The organism is Cupriavidus sp. D384 (assembly GCF_001652915.1).
GTDB lineage: Bacteria > Pseudomonadota > Gammaproteobacteria > Burkholderiales > Burkholderiaceae > Cupriavidus.
Window position 1 is genome coordinate 1 of sequence record NZ_BBQI01000096.1, and the last position, 15,594, is coordinate 15,594.

Genomic DNA, 15,594 nt, shown 5'->3' on the forward strand with positions numbered 1-15,594 from the left:
GTGTTCTCCGGAATAAAGGGTGATTCAATAAGTTTGAGGATTTATCGGGCGGCGCTGGCTTCGCTTCGTTCGTTTCGCTGCGTTGCTGCGCTGTCCATGTGCAGAACTATAGCGACCGCCACCCCGGAGAAAGTGGGCTATCGTCGTCATAGTTATTCAAAATAATTGAATAAACGAGTACCGCCCTTCGTCAGCAACGTTGATTGTCATATTTCTATTATTCGACTATATTCGAATCATGGAAACCGATAACGCTCTCGAAGCGCTTGCTGCGCTGGCCCACGCTGTTCGCCTGGCTGTCTTCCGCCTGCTAGTACAGGCCGGCCCCGAAGGCCTGCCAGCCGGGCGCATTGCCGAACAGATGGAGATGCCAGCGTCGTCGCTGTCCTTCCACCTCAAGGAATTGCACCGCGCGGGACTGCTGGGAAGCCGCCAGGAGGGCCGCTCGATCATCTATATGGCTCGCTTCGAGACCATGAACGCCCTGCTGGGCTACCTCACCGAGAACTGTTGCGGCGGCGTGCCGTGTTCGCCGGTTGCCGCCTGTTGCGCCACCACGGAGTCCTGAACCATGAAACGCTTCCACGTCCACGTGAGCGTGGCCGACCTGCCGGCCAGCATCCGCTACTACGCTGCCCTCTTCGCCGCCGAACCGACCGTCGTCCGGGACGATTACGCCAAGTGGGCGCTGGACGACCCGCGCGTGAACTTCGCGATCTCCAATCGCACCGGGAAGCTCGGCGTGGACCACCTGGGCATCCAGGTGGAGACGGACGCGGAGCTTGCAGAAATGCAGGCACGGCTGACCAGCGCCGAGTTGCCCACACAGTCACAGTCCGAAACGAACTGCTGCTACGCGACGTCGAACAAGCATTGGTCGGTGGACCCCACCGGCATCGCCTGGGAGTCGTTCCACACGCTCGGTGGCGCCCCGACCTATGGCGAATCACGCGATCGCAGCGCCGAAACCGCCGCGTGCTGCGTACCGGTCCCGGTGACCGTCACGCCGAAGCCATCCACCAAGACCACCTGCTGCACGCCGGAATCCGGCTGCTGCTGAGTTTTTCCGGCGCGCCGATGCCTGCACTCGAATGAGGTGGCACGTGCGCCTACGCATCACACATCATGTCTGAACAACTCGACATCGCATTGGCCGACACCGGGCCTCGCCCCGCCATCGGCTTCTTCGAGCGCTACCTGACCGTCTGGGTGGCGCTTTGCATCGTCGCCGGCATCCTGCTCGGCCAATGGCTGCCCCCGGTCTTTCAGGCCATTGGCACCATGGAGGTCGCACAGGTGAACCTGCCGGTCGGCGCGCTGATCTGGATCATGATCATTCCGATGCTGATCAAGATCGATTTCGGCGCCATGGGCCAGGTCGCGGGACACTGGCGCGGCATCGGTGTGACGCTCTTCGTCAACTGGCTGGTCAAGCCGTTCTCCATGGCGCTGCTGGGCTGGATCTTCATCCGTCACCTGTTCGCGGGCTGGCTGCCAGCCGAACAACTCGACAGCTACATCGCCGGCCTGATCCTGCTGGCGGCGGCGCCCTGCACGGCGATGGTGTTCGTCTGGTCGCAACTCTGCAAGGGCGATCCCTACTTCACGCTGTCGCAGGTGGCGCTCAACGACGCGATCATGGTCGTGGCCTTCGCGCCCGTCGTCGCGCTGCTGCTGGGTCTGTCGTCGATCACCGTGCCGTGGGACACGCTCATCACATCGGTCGCGCTCTACATTGTCGTGCCAGTGCTGATCGCGCAGGTCATCCGCAAGGTACTGCTGGCGCGCGGCGAAGCGACCTACCAGCGCGTGGTCGGTGCCCTTGGCCCCTACTCGATCACCGCACTGCTCGCTACGCTGGTGCTGCTGTTTGGCTTCCAGGGCAATGCCATTGTCGAACAGCCGCTGATCATCCTGCTGCTGGCCGTGCCGATCCTGATCCAGGTCTTGCTGAACTCCGGCCTGGCCTACCTGCTGAACCGCAAGCTCGGCGTGGCCCATTGCGTGGCCGGCCCGTCGGCACTCATTGGCGCGAGCAACTTCTTCGAACTGGCCGTGGCCACCGCCATCAGCCTGTTCGGCTTCCAATCTGGCGCGGCGCTCGCCACCGTCGTCGGCGTACTGATCGAAGTGCCGGTGATGCTGTTCGTCGTTGGCGTCGTCAACCGTTCGCAGCACTGGTACGAAGCGCACTGAGGAATTGCCATGACCGTCACCATCTATCACAACCCGGCCTGTGGCACGTCGCGCAACACGCTGGCGATGATCCGCAACGCGGGCATCGAGCCAACCGTCATCGAGTACCTGACCTCGCCGCCTGATCGGCAGACCTTGCAGGCAATGATTCGCGATGCCGGGCTCACCGTGCGCGAGGCGATCCGCGAGAAGGGCACGCCCTATGCCGAGCTTGGCCTGGCCGATCCAGCACTGACCGATGACCGGCTGCTGGACGCGATGCTGGCCCACCCGATCCTGATCAACCGCCCCTTCGTCGTCACCGAGCTTGGCGTGCGACTGTGCAGGCCGTCCGAAGTCGTGCTGGATATCCTGCCAGCACCGCAGCAAGGCGCCTTTGCCAAGGAAGACGGAGAGGCCGTGGTCGACCCACAAGGCCGGAGGGTCCGATGACCCGGATCTGCCAAATATCGTCCCAGCGGTGTTCGATACGCCCGACCTCCGCAAGCTGAAGCCCGCACGCAGCGGCACCCACCCGCCACGAATCCTGTTGCTTTACGGCTCGCTGCCAAAAGAAAAACCCCGCTTCCTGAACTGACCCCCAAAGGTTGGACGGGTGTCCAACTTTTGGGGTGCAGTTCATCCATGCGGGGTTTTTCTTTCTTGCGACACCTGCTTATGGGCGATCAGAACGGAATATCGTCGTCCATGTCTTCGAAGCCGTTCGACGGGGCCTGCTGCTGACGGCGCTGGCCGCCTTGCTGGCCGGCACCGCCGCCGCCACCGCCCTGGGCGCGGCCGCCGCCGTAGCCGCCGCCACCGCCACCGGCGCCGCCTTGCGATTCGCGGCTGTAACCACCACCGCCGCCGCCACCGCCGCCGTAGCCGCCTTCATCGCCACCGCCGCCGCCCTGGCGAGCGCCCAGCATCTGCATCTGGTCAGCCACGATTTCGGTGCTGTACTTGTCCTGGCCCGACTGGTCCTGCCACTTGCGGGTGCGGATGCGGCCTTCGATATAGACCGACGAGCCCTTGCGCAGGTACTGGCCGGCGATCTCGGCCAGCTTGCCAAAGAAGGCGATGCGGTGCCATTCGGTCGCTTCCTTGAACTCGCCACTCTGCTTGTCCTTGTAGCGGTCGGTCGTTGCGAGCCGGATATTGGTCACGGCGTCGCCGCTGGGCATGTAGCGGGTTTCGGGGTCGGCACCCAGGTTGCCGACGAGAATGACTTTGTTGACCGATGCCATATAGAAGTTCTCCAAGGACCGCGCCCTTTCAGCGCGGCGTTAAACGTAGTGCGAGATTCGCGAAATTGTGAGTTGAGACCGGCGGGCCGGCGACCCGCGTCCCCACCGTAAACGACATCACGCGCCGTTCGGAGGCTCCGTCGGGCGCGTGTCGAATGCTACCGCTGATACGGGGAAAAAGCGTGTCGGGCTTTTGCGGATAGGTGAAAAAGTGTGTCTAAGCCGCCACTGCCGGGGCGCCGTCCTTGCTGCGGGCCGGCGGCGCCTTCATGCTCCAGGCGATTATAAGCCAGACCAGCAGCACTGCCGCGCAGCCCACGAACACCGCCGGGCGCCCTTCGTGCTTGAGCAGCCAGCCGCCCACCACGCCGCCCAGGAACAGGCCCATCGCCTGCGTGGTGTTGTAGACGCCAAGTGCCGCACCCCGGCTGGCGGCCGCGTAGCGCGACACCAGCGACGGCTGCATGGCTTCCAGTACGTTGAACGCCACGAAGAACAGCAGCAGCACGCCGACGATCGGCCACAGCCCGTGAACGGTGGCAAACAGCAGCTGGACGGCCGTCATCAGCGCCACCGACGCCAGCAGCACCGGCCGCACCTTGCCGTAGCGCTCGGCGGCCATCATCGGCGCCAGCATCAGCAGGAACGACACCAGCACCACGGGCAGGTACACCTTCCAGTGCTGGTCCAGCGGCATGCCAGCGTCGCTTAGCATCGCCGGCACCACCATGAACATTGCCACCTGGCTGGCATGAAGCGCCAGCACGCCCACATTCAGGCGGATCAGGTCGGCATTGAGCAGTACCTTGCGGAACGGCAGTTGCACCGGATGCGGCGGTGGCGGCGTGGGCACCAGGAACAGCGTCACGCCGATGGCCAGCACGCCCAGCACGCCCATCAGCCCGAAGATACCGGACATGCCGATGCTGTGCAGCAGCGGCGAGGCAATCACCAGCGACAGCGCAAAGGTCAGGCCGATGCTGCCGCCCACCATCGCCATGGCTTTTGTACGATGCCGCTCGCGCGTCAGGTCGGCGATGCAGGCCGTAATGGCCGCCGAGATCGCGCCCATGCCCTGCAGCGCACGGCCGACGGTGATGCCGGTCAGTGTGTCTGCGTAGGCGGCGATCAGCGCACCGGCCACGAACAGCACCAGGCCGGCCACCATCACGGGCTTGCGGCCCACGCGGTCGGACAACCAGCCCAGCGGGATATGCAGGAAGGCCTGCATGAGGCCATAGATGCCCATCGCCAGGCCAACGCGCTGGGCGTCCTGCCCGTCGGGCAGCGTCCGCGCGTATTCGGCAAAGACGGGCAGGATCAGAAACAGTCCCAGCATGCGCAGGGCGAAGATGCTGGCCAGCGACAGGCTGGCGCGCAATTCACCCCGGGTCATGCGGTCGCGCACGGGTTCGGCGCGGGTGGGCTCGGTGGAAAGACTTGGAGTGGAAGGGGGGTTCGACGGCATTGCGGTCGTATGTGGAAATCTGGCTCGGTCGCTGGGTCGGTCAGCCTGGCAGCTTCGACACGCAAGGGCGCCCGCAAGTTGCCCGGACGTTGCCTTGTCTGGCATCGCAGACATCCATGCAACAGACGTTGCCGCGATGCCCGCGACCCCGCCGGCACCTCGCCGTCCAAAGCCCGTTTGGCGCCGGGCAACCCCGGAAACCGAAGTTCGGTATATTAGCAGGTTTGCTTCTCGCGCTTGTTCCATCACGTCCGGCTTCGGCCAGGCGTGAAATGTGCGTGAAGCGGCAGGCTGGCGCCCTTTGGGGGGCGCCCCAGGCGTCTGGCCAGGCACATCGAATTTCCGCGGGACCGACCTGCTCCTCCGCAGGCCGCCCACCGGGCGAATGAACGGTATATGGAAGAAATCAAGATCCGTGGGGCGCGTACCCACAACCTGAAGAACATCAACCTGGACCTGCCGCGCAACAAGCTCGTGGTGATCACGGGCCTGTCCGGCTCCGGCAAGTCCTCGCTGGCGTTCGACACGCTATACGCCGAGGGGCAGCGCCGGTACGTCGAATCGCTGTCCGCCTACGCCCGCCAGTTCCTGCAGCTGATGGAAAAGCCCGATGTCGACCTGATCGAAGGGCTCTCGCCCGCGATCTCGATCGAGCAGAAGGCCACCAGCCACAACCCGCGTTCCACGGTGGGCACGGTCACCGAGATCCACGACTACCTGCGCCTGCTCTACGCCCGCGCCGGCACGCCCTACTGCCCCGACCACCATATCGCGCTGCAGGCCCAGAGCGTGTCGCAGATGGTGGATGCCGCACTGGCGCTGCCCGAAGACACGAAGCTGATGATCCTGGCGCCCGTGGTGTCCGACCGCAAGGGCGAGCATTCCGACCTGTTCGACTCGATGCAGGCGCAGGGTTTCGTGCGCTTCCGCATCCGCTCGGGCGGCGGCACGGCCCACGAGGCCGAGGCCAGGGTCTACGAGGTGGACAGCCTGCCGAAGCTCAAGAAGACCGAGAAGCATTCGATCGACGTGGTGGTGGACCGCGTGAAGGTGCGCGCCGACATCAAGCAGCGCCTGGCCGAATCGTTCGAAACCGCGCTGCGCCTGGCCGATGGCCGCGCCATTGCGCTGGAGATGGATACCGGCCACGAGCACGTGTTCAGCTCGCGCTTTGCGTGCCCGATCTGCTCGTATTCGCTGCAGGAACTGGAACCGCGCCTGTTCTCGTTCAACAACCCGATGGGTGCCTGCCCGCACTGCGACGGCCTGGGCCAGATCACGTTCTTCGATCCAAAGCGCGTGGTGGCCTTTCCCAACCTGTCGCTGGCGTCGGGCGCCATCAAGGGCTGGGACCGCCGCAACCAGTTCTACTTCCAGATGTTGCAGAGCCTGGCGGCGTTCTACGATTTCGACACCGAGACCGCGTTCGAAGACCTGCCCGCCGAAGTGCAGCAGGTGGTGCTGCACGGCTCCGGCGAGCAGGAAATCCCGTTCACGTACATCAACGAGCGCGGCCGCACCACGGTGCGCTCGCATGCGTTCGAGGGGATCATCCCGAACCTGGAGCGCCGCTATCGCGAAACCGATTCGGTGGCCGTGCGCGAGGAACTGGCCAAGTACCAGAACAACCAGGCCTGCCCGGCCTGCCACGGCACGCGCCTGCGCACCGAGGCCCGCCATGTGAAGATCGGCGAGGACGAACAGGCGCGCGCGATCTACGAGATCAACGGCCTGCCGCTGCGCGACGCGCTGACGTGGTTCCTGACGCTGAACCTGCACGGCGCCAAGCGCGAGATTGCCGACAAGATCGTCAAGGAGATCTCGGCCCGGCTGAATTTCCTGAACAACGTGGGGCTCGACTACCTGTCGCTGGAGCGCAGCGCCGACACGCTGTCGGGCGGCGAGGCGCAGCGCATCCGGCTGGCCTCGCAGATCGGCTCGGGCCTGACCGGCGTGATGTACGTGCTGGACGAGCCGTCGATCGGGCTGCACCAGCGCGACAACGACCGCCTGATCGGCACGCTCAAGCACCTGCGCGACATCGGCAATTCCGTGCTGGTGGTGGAGCATGACGAGGACATGATCCGCGCCTGCGACTACGTGGTGGACATCGGCCCCGGGGCCGGCGTGCATGGCGGGATGATCGTGGCCGAAGGCACGCCTGCGCAGATCGAGCAGTCGCCAGCGTCGCTGACCGGCCAGTACCTGTCGGGCCAGCGCAGCATCGAGGTGCCGAAAAAGCGCGCCGCACCCGACGAAGAACGGCTGCTGCGCATCGTCAACGCCACGGGCAACAACCTGCGCAACGTGTCGGCCGAGATCCCGGTGGGCCTGCTGACCTGCGTGACCGGCGTGTCGGGCTCGGGCAAGTCCACGCTGATCAACGACACGCTCTACAACGCCGTGGCGCGCCACCTGTACGGCTCCACGGCCGAACCGGCGCCGCACGACCAGATCGAGGGGCTGGAGAACTTCGACAAGGTCATCAACGTCGACCAGAGCCCCATCGGCCGCACGCCGCGCTCGAATCCGGCCACCTACACGGGCCTGTTCACGCCGATCCGCGAACTGTTTGCCGGCGTGCCGGCGGCCAAGGAGCGCGGCTACGATCCGGGCCGGTTCTCGTTCAACGTCAAGGGCGGCCGCTGCGAGTCTTGCCAGGGCGACGGCGTCATCAAGGTGGAGATGCACTTCCTGCCGGACGTCTACGTGCCGTGCGATGTCTGCCACGGCCAGCGCTACAACCGCGAGACGCTCGAAGTGCTGTACAAGGGCAAGAACATCTCCGAGGTGCTGGATCTGACCGTGGAGCAGGCGCACGAATTCTTCAGCGCCGTGCCCGTGGTGCGCCGCAAGCTGCAGACGCTGCTGGACGTGGGCCTGGGCTATATCCGGCTTGGACAATCGGCTACGACGCTATCGGGCGGCGAGGCGCAGCGGGTGAAGCTGTCGCTGGAACTGTCCAAGCGCGACACGGGCCGTACGCTTTACATCCTCGACGAGCCGACCACCGGGCTGCATTTCCATGACATCGAACTGCTGCTGGCCGTCATCCAGAAGCTGCGCGACCATGGCAATACGGTGGTGATCATCGAGCACAACCTCGACGTCATCAAGACGGCCGACTGGCTGATCGACATGGGACCGGAAGGCGGCGCGGGCGGCGGCCAGGTGATTGCCAAGGGCACGCCCGAGACCGTGGCGGCCAGCAAGGCGAGCTTTACCGGCAGGTACCTGGCACCGCTGCTGAAGCGGAAATAAGGAAAGACAGGGCCGCAGCCGTCCAGGCGGACGGCGCGGCGGGCACGGCAGGCGCGGCGGGCACGGCAGATACTGCTAGCTGCTAGCGCGCCTCCGCCACATCGCCAATCTTGTCCGGCGTGTCTTCCTTCATGCGGCTGCGGTTCATCAGCCCGGCCTGCTCCAGCACCGGATAGGCGGTGGCGCAGAACAGCGAGTTGAGCCGCTTCAATTCGCTGATCACGTCCAGGTGCAGCGAACTCGTTTCAATGCTTTCGACGGTCTGCACGGCCACGCGCTGCAGGTGCGAGCGCGCGTACTTGCGTTCCAGGTCGCGGAAATTGGCCTTCTCGGCCATCAACTGCTGCGCGCTGCGGATGTCGCCGGTCAGGAACACCGACAGGCCCAGCCGCAGGTTGCCCACCACGCGCGCGTGCATCTCGGCGATTTCCTGCATGCCGGCCTCGGAGAACGACAGGTTGTGCGCGATCTTCCTCTCGCGGGCATCGACGATGACACGCTCGATCAGATCCCCCGCATGCTCCAGGTTGATGGTCAGCGAGATGATCTCGGTCCAGCGCTGGCCGTCGCGCTCGTCCAGCGCCTCGGTGCTGATCTGGGTCAGGTAGAGCTTGATCGCGGTGTACAGGTCGTCCACCTCGTTGTCGATCCGGCACGTGGCGTTGGCCAGCTTCAGGTCGTTGGTGCGCAGCACGCGCAGCAGGTTTTCCAGCATCTGCTCCACGCGGTCGCCGATGCGCAGCACCTCGCGGGCGGCGTTGGACAGCGCCAGCGTGGGCGTGGACAGCGCAGCGGGGTCCAGGTGGCGCGGCGTCACCTGGCTGTCGCCGGTGTTGCGGCCGGGCAGGATGGATTCGCACAGGCGGGCCAATGGCGCCGTGGCGCCCAGCAAGACCACGGCCAGCGCCACGTTGAACAGCAGGTGGAAATTGACGATCAGCCGCTGGGGGTCGGCATCGAAATGGGCCAGCAGGTCCTCGGCCTGGGTCAGCAGCGGCAGCGCGATCACGCAGCCAAGCAGCCGCGACAGCAGGTTGCCCAGCGTCACGCGCTTGCCGGGCTGGTTGTTGCCCGACGTGGTCAGCAAGGCCGAGATGCCCGATCCCAGGTTGGCGCCCAGCACCAGCGCCATCGCCACGTGGATCGACACCACGCCGGCCGACGCCAGCGCGCCGCAGAACAGCACCACGGCCAGGCTCGAATAGCAGAGGATGGTCAGGAAGGCGCCAATCAGCATGTCCAGCGCGGCATCGCCGGTCAGCGTGCTGAACAGCACCTTGACGCCGGCAGCCTGCACCACCGGGCGCGTGGCGATCGAGATCAGCTCCAGCGCCAGCGTGATCAAACCCAGCCCGATCAGCACCCGGCCCACATGGCCGGCCTTGCTGCCCTTCCAGCTCAGGTGCAGGATCACGCCGACGAAGATCAGCAGCGGCGACAGCCATGACAGGTCGAGAGAGAACACCTGCACCATCACGGCCGTGCCCACGTTGGCGCCCAGCATGATGGCCAGCGCCGGGGCCACGGCAATCAGGCCCTGGCCCACGAACGAACTGACGATGACGGCAGTGGCATTGCTGCTCTGCACGAGCCCGGTCACACCCAGGCCCGCGACAAATGCCTTGAAGCGGTTCGACACGCTGGCGGAGAGCACGTGGCGCAGATTGGCCCCGTACACGCGCAGGATGCCGACCTTGACGATGTTGGTGCCCCAGACAAGGAGCGCCACGCCGGAGAGAAGATGAAGCAGTACGCCCATTGTGCGTCCCTTGTGACCGGTGCCGGCGGGTGGCAGGAGGCGTGCCGCCCGGTCATCGCGTTGTTATCAATGGGGCATTATGCGCCCCGCTGTCACACGGGGCAATTGGACGGGGTCTGACGCCCGCTGAAGCGTTGCGCCGCCGTCAGTGCCCTTCGAACTTGCAGACCGTGAACAGCGGCAGCCCGCTGCCATGCAGCAATTTCGATCCGCCCAGCTCGGGCAGGTCGACGATGGCCGCGCCCTCCACCACGGTGGCGCCCAGGCGTTCCAGCAGCTTGCGGCCGGCCATCATGGTGCCGCCCGTGGCGATCAGGTCGTCGATCAGCAGCACGCGGTCGCCGGCCTTGCAGGCGTCGGCATGGATTTCCACGGTGGCGCTGCCATATTCAAGCTCGTATTCCTCGGCCACGGTCTGGAACGGCAGCTTGCCCTTCTTGCGGATCGGCACGAAGCCCAGGTTCAGCTCGTACGCGATGATCGAGCCCAGGATGAAGCCGCGCGCGTCGATGCCGGCCACGAGGTCCAGCTGCTGGTCCATGTAGCGGTGGACGAACACGTCGATCAGCACGCGCAGCGTCTTGGGATTCTGCAGTAGCGGCGTGATATCGCGAAACTGGACGCCGGGCTGGGGCCAGTCCGGTACGGTGCGGATGCGGTCACGCAGGTAGCCGGTGACATCGCCGAGATCGGGGGACTGGATGATGGGATCTGCCATGGGAATCTGTCTGGAATGAGTTCATGCGGTAACGGGTTACCACCCGCGCCCAGCCTTGCCGCCGCACAATGGCCCGGCTGCTTGGGCGTCCGCAACCCGTAACCATACAGGAGACAGCTATGGCAAAGAAGATTCTGATGCTGGTCGGCGATTTTGCCGAGGACTACGAGACCATGGTGCCGTTCCAGGCACTGCAGATGGTGGGCCACACGGTCCACGCGGTCTGCCCCGACAAGAAGGCCGGTGACGCCTGCGCCACCGCCATCCACGATTTCGAGGGCGACCAGACCTATACCGAGAAGCGCGGCCACAATTTCACGCTCAATGCGACGTTCGCCGACGTCAACCCTGCCAGCTACGACGCGCTGGTGATCCCGGGCGGCCGCGCGCCCGAATACCTGCGCCTGAACGACCGGGTGATCGAGATCGTGCGTCACTTCGCCCACGCCAACAAGCCCATCGCGGCGGTCTGCCACGGCGCCCAGCTGCTGGCCGCGGCCGATGTGCTGGAAGGCCGCACCTGTTCCGCCTACCCGGCCTGCGCCCCCGAAGTGCGGCTGGCCGGCGGCAAGTACGCCGATATCCCGGTGGACCAGGCCCATACGGACGGCAACCTGGTGACGGCCCCGGCGTGGCCCGCACATCCGGCCTGGCTGGCACAGTTTCTTGCCGTGCTGGGAACGCGGATCGTAGAGTAGAGGCTTCCGAACGCGGCCACCCGGCCGCGGCTCACGGGAGTTCGCATGTGTGAAATCTTTATCCGGGCCAATCCGGATTCGTACCAGACCCAGTCGCGGTCGCTGCGCCTGCACGGCGTGGCGACCAGCATCCGGCTGGAAACGCTGTTCTGGGAAGTGCTGGAAGAACTGGCGCAGCGCGACGGCATGAGCGTGAACCAGTTGCTGGCCCGGCTGCACGACGAGCTGGCCGAGCATCGCGGCGAGGCGTCGCTGTCGGCCAACTTCGCCTCGTTCCTGCGAGTGTGCTGCATGCGTTACTTGTTGCTGCAGAACGAGGGCCGTATCCCCGCCGATACCAATGTGCCGATCCGGTCACTTGATGCGCGGGCGGTGCTAAGCGACCTGCCCGCCTCGTGGGTCGATGGTGGCGGCCCGCGCCGTCCGGCAGCCCAGGACGGACGGCAAACCCGCACCGCCTGACCGCTCGCCCGGGAAATTCGGGCGGTTACTGCCGCACCAGCCGCTCTTCCGCCGATTCCAGCGCCTCCGGCGTGCCGCGCAGCACGACAATGTCGCCCGGCTCCAGCACGGTTTCGGGCTGGGGATCGAAGGCCCGGATGCCGCGCCGGCGCACCGCCGTGACTTCCACGCCGATGCGCTCCAGCCCCAGCGTGCCCAGGCGCCGCCCCACCGCCGTATGTTCGGGCCCGAGCGATACCGAATGCAGCCGCACCGTATCGCGCTCGACCATGTCTTCCTCGTCGTCGCGGCCGTGGAAGTAACCGCGCAGCAGGCTGTAGCGCGCATCGCGCGCCTGCTGCACGCCGCGCACCACGCGCCGCATCGGCACGCCCAGCAGCACCAGCGCGTGGGACGCCAGCATCAGGCTGCCCTCGATGATCTCCGGCACCACTTCGGTGGCCCCGGCCTTCTGCAGCGTATCCAGCTCCGAATCGTCCACCGTCCGCACGATCACCGGCATGGCGGGCTCCAGTTCCTGCACGTGGTGGAGCACCTTCACCGCCGACGGCGTATTGGCGTAGGTGATCACCACCAGCGCGGCCCGGTGGATACCGGCGGCGATCAGCGATTCGCGCCGCCCGGCATCGCCATAGACCACGGTATCGCCGGCCGCGGCGGCCTCGCGCACGCGGTCGGGGTCCAGATCGAGCGCCACATAGGTAATGCCCTCGCGCTCCAGCATGTGCGCCAGGTTCTGCCCGCTGCGGCCGTAGCCACAGATGATGGCGTGCTTTTCGGTCTGCAGGCTCTGGGCGGCGATACGGGTCATGTTCAGCGACTGCATCAGCCATTCGTTGGCGGCAAAGCGCAGCACGATGGCGTCGCTGTACTGGATCAGGAACGGCGCCGCCAGCATCGACAGCAGCATCGATGCCAGGATCACCTGGATCAGCACCGGGTCCACCAGCCCCATGCCGTCGATCTGGTTCAGCAGCACGAAGCCGAATTCGCCGGCCTGCGCCAGCCCCAGGCCGGTACGGATGGCCACCCCCTGGCGCGACCCGAACAGCCGCGCCAGCCCGGTGATCAGCACCAGCTTGAACAGGATCGGCACCACCAGCAGGCCCAGCACCAGCCAGATATGGTCGAACACCACGCGCACGTTCAGCAACATGCCGATGGTGACGAAGAACAGCCCCAGCAGCACGTCGCGGAACGGCTTGATGTCTTCTTCCACCTGGTGGCGGTACGGGGTCTCGGAGATCAGCATGCCGGCCATGAACGCGCCCAGCGCCATCGACAGGCCCAGCCGCTCGGTCAGCGCGGCCATGCCCAGCGTGACCAGCAGCAGGTTCAGCATGAACAGTTCCTGCGACCGGCGCGCCGCCACGATGTGGAACCAGCGGCTCATCAGCTGCTGGCCGACAAAGAAAATCAGGCCCAGGGCCACCACGATCTTGACCGTGGCCAGCCCCAGCGCCCAGGCCAGGTCGCCCGGGTCGCGCGACAGGGCGGGAATGATGATCAGCAGCGGCACCACGGCCAGATCCTGGAACAGCAGCACGCTGATGATGTTGCGGCCGTGCTCGCTTTCCAGTTCCATGCGCTCGGACAGCATCTTCACGACGATGGCCGTCGACGACATGGCCAGTGCGCCGCCCAGCGCCACCGACGCCTGCCAGGTCAGCGGAAACGCCCAGCTGAACAGCCAGCTGGCCGGCAGCACGGCCAGCAGCGACAGCACCACCTGCGAGCCGCCCAGCCCGAACACCAGCCGCTTCATGGCGCGCAGCTTGCTCAGGCTGAACTCCAGGCCGATCGAGAACATCAGGAAGACCACGCCGAATTCGGCCAGGTACTTGGTCTGGCCCGTATCGCTGGCCAGCCCCAGCGCATGGGGGCCGATCAGGATGCCAACCGCCAGGTAGCCCAGCATGGGCGGCAGTTGGAGCATGCGGAAGGCCACCACGCCAAAAACGGCGGCGGCCAGCAGCACAAGGGTCAGTTCCAGCGGAGAATGCATTCGGCAGGCTTCAAAAACGCCGGCCGGGCACGCGCCTGAGCCGGCATCTGCACCCCGCCGGCAAAAGACGGCAAGCGCGGCGGTCGTCACGGCCGCCGGGCGGATTGCCGGGCCAGACGCCATCGCATTCGTTGGTATACTCCAGCGCCATGATAGCCAATTTCGATGCGAATCGAGCACTCGAGCTCGCTCGCCACACCCTTCAGATCGAGGCCGACGCCGTTTCGGCGCTGGCCGGCCGCCTGACCCCCGCCTTTACCCGGGCCGTCGAGATGATTCTCGGCTGCACCGGACGCGTGGTGGTCTCGGGCATCGGCAAGTCCGGCCATATCGGCCGCAAGGTGGCCGCCACGCTGGCGTCCACCGGCACGCCGTCGTTCTTCGTCCATCCAGCCGAGGCCAGCCATGGCGACCTCGGCATGATCACGCGCGACGACGTGCTGATCGCCTTCTCGAATTCCGGTGAAACGGCCGAACTGCTGTCGATTGTCCCGATCGTCAAGCGCATTGGCGCCGGCCTGATCTCGATCACGGGCAACCCCGAATCGAACCTGGCCAAGCTCTCGGACGCCCACCTGGACGGCGCCGTGGCGCAGGAAGCCTGCCCGCTGAACCTGGCCCCCACCGCCAGCACCACGGCCGCGCTGGCCCTGGGCGATGCGCTGGCCGTGGCGGTGCTCGATGCGCGCGGCTTTGGCGAGGAAGACTTCGCCCGCTCGCACCCGGGCGGCGCGCTGGGCCGCAAGCTGCTGACTCACGTGCGCGACGTCATGCGCACTGGCAACGCGGTGCCGGAAGTGCGCGAAAATACGCCGCTGGCCCAGGCCCTGATGGAAATCACGCGCAAGGGCATGGCCATGACCGCCGTGGTGGACCCCGACGGCCGCGCCGTGGGCGTGTTCACCGACGGTGACCTGCGCCGCCTGCTGGAAACCCCTCGCGACTGGAAGACCGTGCCGATCGGCGAGGTCATGCACCACAATCCGCGCACGGTCCATCTGGACCAGCTTGCCGTGGAAGCCGTGCAGATCATGGAAACGAACCGCATCAACCAGCTGCTGGTCGTCGATGGCGATGGCCGCCTGGTGGGCGCGCTCCATATCCATGACCTGACGCGCGCCAAGGTCATCTGAACGATGCCGGACTTCCTGTCCAGACTCACCGGCCTGATCATGCGGCTGCTGCCGCTGCTGCTGATGGCCATCGTCGCCGGCAGCACGTTCTGGCTGGTGCAGCTGAACTCGCCGCGCGAGGCCAGCGAGCAGTCGCGCGTCAAGCGCCATGAGCCGGACTACTGGATGGAGCGCTTCTCGTCCACCGAGCTGGCCGAGGACGGCACCACCAAGCTGCGCTTCACGGGCGTGAAGATGGTGCACTTCGAGGACGACCAGACCTACGAGGTGACCACCCCGGCCATGCGCTCGTACGAGCCGGACCGCCCGCCCGTGACGGCCAACTCCGACCGCGGCACCATGAACGCCGAGGGCTCGATCATCGATCTCTACGGCAATGCGTTCGTGGTCCGTCAGGCCGGCGTCGACCCGTCCAAGGACCCGCGCATGACCGCGGCATCGCAATACTTCCAGTTGCTGGTCAACGACGACATCGTCAAGACCGACAAGGCGGTACAGCTGACGCGCGGCCCGTCGGTCATGAATGCCAACGGCATGATCTTCAACAACGTCACCCGCGAAGTACAATTGCTGGGTAACGTACGCGGCACGATCATCATGAACTCGCCGCAGGGGCAGGCCAGGACCCAGTGACCCCGGGGGACGCAAACGCTCCGGCGCATCCTGGC

At 65.9% G+C, this 15,594-nt stretch carries 14 protein-coding genes and 1 pseudogene; 10 read left to right on the plus strand and 5 right to left on the minus strand.

The genetic code is table 11. The features are described 5' to 3' along the window. The first annotated feature begins 238 nt into the window (after positions 1-238). From A9J21_RS23510 to A9J21_RS32385, 5 genes and pseudogenes are all read left to right on the plus strand, one after another. Complete coding sequence (locus A9J21_RS23510; protein WP_066739633.1) at positions 239-568, plus strand: helix-turn-helix transcriptional regulator; 330 nt, start codon at positions 239-241, stop codon at positions 566-568. Positions 569-571: 3 nt separating this feature from the next. After that, positions 572-1,060 (plus strand): ArsI/CadI family heavy metal resistance metalloenzyme, encoded by a 489-nt coding sequence (locus A9J21_RS23515; protein ID WP_066739635.1) that lies wholly within the window; start codon positions 572-574, stop codon positions 1,058-1,060. 65 nt (positions 1,061-1,125) lie between these two features. After that, positions 1,126-2,196, plus strand: coding sequence for an ACR3 family arsenite efflux transporter (arsB, locus tag A9J21_RS23520; protein ID WP_066739637.1), 1,071 nt, complete (start codon positions 1,126-1,128; stop codon positions 2,194-2,196). 9 nt (positions 2,197-2,205) lie between these two features. Further along, positions 2,206-2,628: an arsenate reductase (glutaredoxin) gene (gene arsC, locus A9J21_RS23525; RefSeq protein WP_066739640.1), complete on the plus strand. Its 423-nt coding sequence runs from the start codon at positions 2,206-2,208 to the stop codon at positions 2,626-2,628. Positions 2,629-2,635: 7 nt separating this feature from the next. Then, a pseudogene (locus A9J21_RS32385) lies at positions 2,636-2,743 on the plus strand (arsenical resistance protein ArsH); the annotation flags it as partial. 118 nt (positions 2,744-2,861) lie between these two features. Here A9J21_RS32385 and A9J21_RS23530 read toward each other — a convergent pair. Then, positions 2,862-3,422: a single-stranded DNA-binding protein gene (locus A9J21_RS23530; protein ID WP_066739643.1), complete on the minus strand. Its 561-nt coding sequence runs from the start codon at positions 3,420-3,422 to the stop codon at positions 2,862-2,864. A 217-nt stretch (positions 3,423-3,639) separates the two neighbouring features. Further along, positions 3,640-4,818 (minus strand): MFS transporter, encoded by a 1,179-nt coding sequence (locus A9J21_RS23535; protein WP_197497558.1) that lies wholly within the window; start codon positions 4,816-4,818, stop codon positions 3,640-3,642. A 468-nt stretch (positions 4,819-5,286) separates the two neighbouring features. Here A9J21_RS23535 and uvrA point away from each other — a divergent pair, with 468 nt between their 5' ends. Beyond that, positions 5,287-8,151, plus strand: coding sequence for an excinuclease ABC subunit UvrA (gene uvrA, locus A9J21_RS23540; protein WP_066739649.1), 2,865 nt, complete (start codon positions 5,287-5,289; stop codon positions 8,149-8,151). An 82-nt stretch (positions 8,152-8,233) separates the two neighbouring features. Here uvrA and A9J21_RS23545 read toward each other — a convergent pair whose 3' ends face one another. Both A9J21_RS23545 and A9J21_RS23550 read right to left on the minus strand, forming a co-directional pair. Further along, on the minus strand, positions 8,234-9,910 hold the full coding sequence (locus tag A9J21_RS23545) for a Na/Pi cotransporter family protein (protein WP_066739652.1): 1,677 nt from the start codon (positions 9,908-9,910) through the stop codon (positions 8,234-8,236). Between the two features lie 145 nt (positions 9,911-10,055). Continuing rightward, entirely contained in the window at positions 10,056-10,628 is a 573-nt protein-coding gene (locus A9J21_RS23550) for an adenine phosphoribosyltransferase (protein ID WP_066739657.1), read from the minus strand. A gap of 119 nt (positions 10,629-10,747) precedes the next feature. Between A9J21_RS23550 and A9J21_RS23555 the strand changes: the two genes are divergently transcribed. Both A9J21_RS23555 and A9J21_RS23560 read left to right on the plus strand, forming a co-directional pair. Further along, entirely contained in the window at positions 10,748-11,326 is a 579-nt protein-coding gene (locus A9J21_RS23555) for a DJ-1/PfpI family protein (protein ID WP_066739659.1), read from the plus strand. A gap of 45 nt (positions 11,327-11,371) precedes the next feature. Next, a complete protein-coding gene (locus tag A9J21_RS23560) occupies positions 11,372-11,788 on the plus strand; it encodes a ribbon-helix-helix domain-containing protein (protein ID WP_066739661.1) in 417 nt (138 codons plus the stop codon). 25 nt (positions 11,789-11,813) lie between these two features. On the opposite strand, the gene A9J21_RS23565 is transcribed toward A9J21_RS23560, so the two are convergent. Next, positions 11,814-13,793: a monovalent cation:proton antiporter family protein gene (locus tag A9J21_RS23565; RefSeq protein ID WP_066739664.1), complete on the minus strand. Its 1,980-nt coding sequence runs from the start codon at positions 13,791-13,793 to the stop codon at positions 11,814-11,816. A 149-nt stretch (positions 13,794-13,942) separates the two neighbouring features. Here A9J21_RS23565 and A9J21_RS23570 point away from each other — a divergent pair, with 149 nt between their 5' ends. Both A9J21_RS23570 and lptC read left to right on the plus strand, forming a co-directional pair. Further along, positions 13,943-14,926 carry an SIS domain-containing protein gene (locus A9J21_RS23570; RefSeq protein WP_066739666.1) on the plus strand — a complete coding sequence of 328 codons (984 nt, stop codon included), beginning with the start codon at positions 13,943-13,945 and terminating at the stop codon, positions 14,924-14,926. A gap of 3 nt (positions 14,927-14,929) precedes the next feature. After that, the gene (gene lptC / locus A9J21_RS23575; RefSeq protein ID WP_066739670.1) at positions 14,930-15,559 is read left to right on the plus strand and encodes an LPS export ABC transporter periplasmic protein LptC; all 630 of its coding nucleotides are present in this window, start codon (positions 14,930-14,932) and stop codon (positions 15,557-15,559) included. Positions 15,560-15,594: the final 35 nt, after the last annotated feature.